This window comes from Candidatus Colwellia aromaticivorans, from assembly GCF_003333305.1.
GTDB classification, from domain to species: domain Bacteria; phylum Pseudomonadota; class Gammaproteobacteria; order Enterobacterales; family Alteromonadaceae; genus Colwellia; species Colwellia aromaticivorans.
In genome coordinates this window covers 1-3,879 of the sequence record NZ_QOLD01000001.1, presented here as the reverse complement: position 1 = coordinate 3,879, position 3,879 = coordinate 1, and the positions used below count along the sequence as shown (strand labels likewise).

The window sequence follows — 3,879 nt, the reverse complement described above, 5'->3', positions numbered from 1 at the left end:
GAATGGATTAATACCATTCGACTATCTCATGCATTGCCTAGAGCAATTGACCAACTCTGCACTTGATATCGAAACATTATTGCCCTGGAATGTAAAACTTAGCTAAGTGTTTTACCCAGACCTTCACAATGAAACTGTAGAGGTTTATAGCTTAAAATAAGTAAAAATCTAAGGTATCAAAATGACCAAAAAGCAAAAAATAACAAGCAGCCTTCAGCAGAAACTAGAATACGCAAAATTAATTGTGGAATAAAACTACACCTATACTAATGATACTTCAAAATGTCTGTTTCAGGACACCTGAGCAATTCATGATCAAGGCGCTTATTTTTATTAATGGTTGTTCAGGAGAATGTGCTCCTGAATAACCATTATCTTCAGTCAATGCCTTGCCTATAAACCTTTAAATTCTCGCTGAAACGAGTATTTCGAGGTGACATGAGTATATAAACAAATACAAGTTATATCAGATGCTTGTACTTCAGCCATTTATAGACGGAAGAAACAATATAAATTAGAATTATCCGGGATTACGCCTGAAGGTCTAACGGTATTAACACCAGAGCAGCAACGCATCCAATCCCTTGAAAAACAATTAAAACGCGCACAAGGGATAATACAATATTAAAAAAGCTCCCTAATGCACGTCGAAATGCTTTTACATCAATTTATGAGTTTTCAGCAGATAAATATATTTTTATCAACTTAAATTTAGCACACAACAACAATAATACTTAACGCGTTAACAGTCTACGGGTTGATTATTTAATATATTAATCATCTAACAAAATATAGTATACTTGCCGAAATATTATTTTTATGTTGATTAATAAAAAATTTGGTTACTTATCTTTTTATTTAACCTTTTACACCGATAGGAATATTTTCAGCAATGCGGAAATTTGACGACTCTCTTCCATTAAAACTATTAAAAGCCCGTGAAGCTGCTCTAAATCATTTTCGCCCTCTTTTAAAAGAAATATCATTAACAGAACAACAATGGCGTATTATCCGTGCTTTAAATGAATTTGGTGCTTTAGAATCAAAACAATTAGCTGAATGTTGTTGTATTCTTAGCCCTAGTTTAACTGGCATTATCGCACGCTTAGAACAACAAAATTTTATTCAACGTCAAAAATCTAGAGAAGATAAGCGTCGTGTTTTACTTAGTTTAACTGACCATGCCCAAAAAGTTTTCGATGATGTCAGCCCACGTTTCGAAGAACGTTACCGTAAAATGACAGAACAATTTGGTCAAGAAAAAATGGAAGAGTTCAAAGAATTACTAGAATTAATGGCTACAGTAAAACCTTAAATATCAACTAAAAATTCATTGTTATTTTACTAAAAATGGATATATATCATTTTACCTTGACAATACTTAAGATGTTAACTAAGTTCATAACTAATTCCTTTATACTCAATTGCCAAGGTAAATATAATGGGCGAAATAGTTTTATCCGCTAAAGTAACACATTTTCCCACCATATTATTGTTACAACATCCTTGAAATTTTTGTTTATAGAAGCAAGCGCGGATACTAATATTGTATTAGATTCCTATTGGTTAGTTAACGCTAACCAACTGACTTAATTCATTTTAAATATATGAAAACTCATACCAACAATAAGCAACCTTCATTAATATTGCTTATTGTTATTGCCATGACCAGCCCTTTGGCATTAAATTTATTCATTCCTGCAATGCCCTCTGCGGTAATAGCTCTGCATACTGACATTGCAACTATGCAATTAACGTATAGTTGCTTTTTATTAACCTTAGCTTTTGGGCAATTGATATCTGGCCCTTTGGCTGATTATTTCGGTCGTTATCCTGTTTTAGTTACTGGCTTGATCATTCATTTTTTTGGTTGTGTTTTTGCGTTATTAGCAGATGATATTAATTTATTAATTGCAGCCAGAGTATTACAAGCATTAGGTGGCAGTGCGTGTATGTCAATGGCACGAACGATGACTTTAGATATTTATGGTCGAGATAAGTCAGCCAGTAAAATGAGTTATTTGGTTATGGCTATAGCGTTGTCTCAAACCCTTGCGCCAACATTAGGTGGCTATGTAAATTTATACTTCAATTGGCAGGCTATTTTTATAATTTCTTCATCCATTGCTTTTGGTGTTTGCTTGTTAGCCATTAAGCAATTAACAGAAACCTGCCCTCAAAAAAGTACTAGTTTAAAAGTAAACCAAGTTTTACATCAATATTCACAGGTATTAAAATCAAATCAGTATATCGGTTATGCTTTATCAAGTACTTTTATTGCTTGTGCCTTCTATCTTTTTATCGGCAGTGCCCCCTATATAGTTGTTAATCATTTAGGTGGAAACTCTGCTGACTTTGGTAATTGGTTCTTAATGGTTGCCCTTGCTTTTATGCTGGGTAGCCTTTGTTCAGGCACATTAACAAAGCGTATGACTATTGACACCATGATCTCTATAGGTCACACCATATCGCTGTTCGGGGCAACGCTTTTATTATTGCTTAACGGTATTGAAGAATTAAATTATTTCAGCTTGTTCGTACCAATGTCACTACTCACGTTTGGGCGCGGTTTAAGTCAACCAAGTGCTCAATCAGCAGCCATTTCTTGTGCATTATCTAGAGCAGGAACCGCCTCTGGCTTGTTAGGGTTTATACAGTTAATCATTGGTGCTTCTATTGCTCAATTAGTCCCTCTATTAATGGGATATAATATAAAGGCATTATTTTTTATTATTTTTTTAGCACCTGTTTTTGCTTTGATATGTCATTACCTCACGGTTAAGAGCAAAGAAAATAAATCATAATTATTTCCTCCTAAATTAATTACTATATTAAGTAGTTGACAAACAGCAACACAAAACGCAATATGATTAACATATTAAGTAGTTGACAAGCAGCTACGCTAAATGTAATGTAGTTAACACGTTAAATATTTAGGCGTTATTCTACTCATTATAGGTTCGCCAACCAAAAAGCATATTTAGTCAACGCAGGGTTGAAAAACTCCCCTAGTATTAGGTAGAGGATTACCTGTAATAATTATTGATGATTGTGATTATGAGCGTGTATTAGATACTGCACTTTTCGGTATTTTCTCAATTAATAATGAACGTAATACAGCTGATTCAATGATATTTGTCCAAAAAAAAATTATGAAAATTTGCAGCAAGAACCTATAAAATATTAGTTGATGACCACATAAGTACTAAGACTAAAGTTGGTGCCTTAATCTAGAAACAACACTGGCAAAAGGTAACTGGTTATATCAAAGTAGGTATTGAATAAACTAGAACAAGTTAATCAATTAGTGTGAACGTCTCGCCAAATGCACATATCCTAAGCTAAGCATTAACCCTAGACTTGCTTCAACGTAATAAAAGGAGCAATGTATGAGCCGTAAAACTTCCGATGAGTGGAAATGTCTTGTAGAGAAACAAATCACTAGCGGTCTATCAGTACCAAAGTTCTGTGACCAGTATCAATTAAGTACTAAGTATTTTTATGCGCGTAAAGCTATTATCGCTAAAGGCAATAACCGTACTGATTTTATACAAGCCAAAATTATTACCAAACAAACCATTATCACTCAGCCCATTGAATATCCCATCAAACTGAATCTACCCGTTGGTGAATTATCATTTCCTCATAATATTTCTCCTGCCTTTATAGCTGAGCTGCTCAATGGGCTAACGCATGAAGATGTTTAGTGATGTTCCCGAGGTTTTTCTTTATCGTGATTTTGTCGATTTTAGAAAATCGATAAATGGTTTAGTGGTGATTGTCGAACAGCAGATGCAAGTTTCACCTCTCACGGGCAGTGTCTTTGTTTTTTGCAATAAGGGCCGAGATAAATTGAAGGTACTTTATTGGGACAAAACT

The 3,879-nt window shown here is 34.1% G+C and carries 4 protein-coding genes and 1 pseudogene; all 5 read left to right on the top strand.

The window, feature by feature from the left end; translation table 11 throughout:
• Positions 1 to 448: 448 nt before the first annotated feature.
• Positions 449 to 633 (top strand): annotated as a pseudogene (locus DWA31_RS17355) (transposase); the annotation flags it as partial.
• Positions 634 to 892: 259 nt separating this feature from the next.
• Positions 893 to 1,315: a homoprotocatechuate degradation operon regulator HpaR gene (gene hpaR, locus DWA31_RS00020; protein ID WP_114324642.1), complete on the top strand. Its 423-nt coding sequence runs from the start codon at positions 893 to 895 to the stop codon at positions 1,313 to 1,315.
• Between the two features lie 292 nt (positions 1,316 to 1,607).
• The gene (locus DWA31_RS00015; RefSeq protein ID WP_114324641.1) at positions 1,608 to 2,804 is read left to right on the top strand and encodes a multidrug effflux MFS transporter; all 1,197 of its coding nucleotides are present in this window, start codon (positions 1,608 to 1,610) and stop codon (positions 2,802 to 2,804) included.
• A gap of 585 nt (positions 2,805 to 3,389) precedes the next feature.
• Positions 3,390 to 3,707 (top strand): IS66 family insertion sequence element accessory protein TnpA, encoded by a 318-nt coding sequence (gene tnpA / locus DWA31_RS00010; RefSeq protein WP_114324640.1) that lies wholly within the window; start codon positions 3,390 to 3,392, stop codon positions 3,705 to 3,707.
• Positions 3,700 to 3,879, top strand: a 180-nt coding sequence (gene tnpB, locus DWA31_RS00005) for an IS66 family insertion sequence element accessory protein TnpB (protein WP_210725508.1), incomplete at its 3' end; no start/stop codon positions are given. The genes tnpA and tnpB, both read left to right, overlap by 8 nt.